Source organism: Bradyrhizobium sp. MI1.3, assembly GCF_055811695.1.
This window is the reverse complement of record NZ_JBVVPQ010000222.1, coordinates 1-867: the sequence shown is the minus strand read 5'-3', so window position 1 is coordinate 867 and position 867 is coordinate 1. Positions and strand designations below refer to the sequence as shown.

General features: G+C 55.5%; 2 protein-coding genes. Both read right to left on the bottom strand.

Annotated features, from left to right (window positions below; translation table 11 throughout):
- Positions 1–129 precede the first annotated feature (129 nt).
- A complete protein-coding gene (locus AC0L3A_RS40750) occupies positions 130–360 on the bottom strand; it encodes a hypothetical protein (protein WP_007595374.1) in 231 nt (76 codons plus the stop codon).
- A 27-nt stretch (positions 361–387) separates the two neighbouring features.
- The coding region (locus tag AC0L3A_RS40745; protein ID WP_473256582.1) for a hypothetical protein at positions 388–867 on the bottom strand (480 nt) is incomplete at its 5' end.

Below are 867 nucleotides of genomic sequence, written 5' to 3'. Positions count from 1 at the left end.
TGGCCCGAAGGCGAAGATCGCCATCGTGTCCGGCACGTCGGCAGTCGGGGCCAGAGCGGACATCGAGAAGACGCGGGCAAAATCGACGCGAATGGCCCAACTCCGACTCCGCCGAACGATTGCGTTGATTTACGCGACGCGATCCTTGTCGGACTGTTCCTCGACTGCCGTCACGGTTTCTTCGAATCCCTTTTCGTAATTGCCCGCAAACCTTTCGATGCTGTCGGCCCACATCCTCAGAATTGAGACCTGAAAATGCATAATTGGCTTCAAGGCAATCATACCGATTTCTGTCGCTGCGGTTGTGCGCTTTTGGGCGTCGCGCGCGAAACGGCCTGAATTAGAGATGTTGTCTACCATGGCTGCTTGCTCCTTCTGCTCGGGTGATTAAGCCCAAAGCGACCTGCCAGGTTGTGCACTACGTGATGCTAACCCCTCGGCTAAAGCCTGATCTGCGGCGAGTCTCGCATGTCGGTCGTCATGCAGTTCGTCCAGCTTTTTCAGGTAAGCGACCGCTGCTATCTGCAAGAGATCGAAATCATATTCGCCAGCATCGCGAAGATTGGTGACGTAGCGAAAGAGGGCGGATCGCCTGTTATCGTTCTCACTAATACCACTATGGCGCAGCAAGTAGTTCCGCCAGGCGAACGCACATGCGCCTTCTATGGCTTGAGAAGTCATGGGCACCTCCCGAAGGTCAGAGAAAGACTGATGAGCCGTTTCGTTCCGCGAAGTTCTCCGATGTAATGCTGTTCCGTAGGTGCGCCGCAAGGTGTTTCGCGAAGAGGTCAGTGCTGTGGTAGTGGCGGTGTGCACGTCATCGTGCGCTCTGTTGCGCCTAAAGCCGGCGATCTCCTTGTCGATTTT

Excerpts from the sequence above, each read along its gene's own strand:
- AC0L3A_RS40750 (WP_007595374.1), bottom strand. The coding sequence starts at position 360 with ATGGTAGACAACATCTCTAATTCAGGCCGTTTCGCGCGCGACGCCCAA.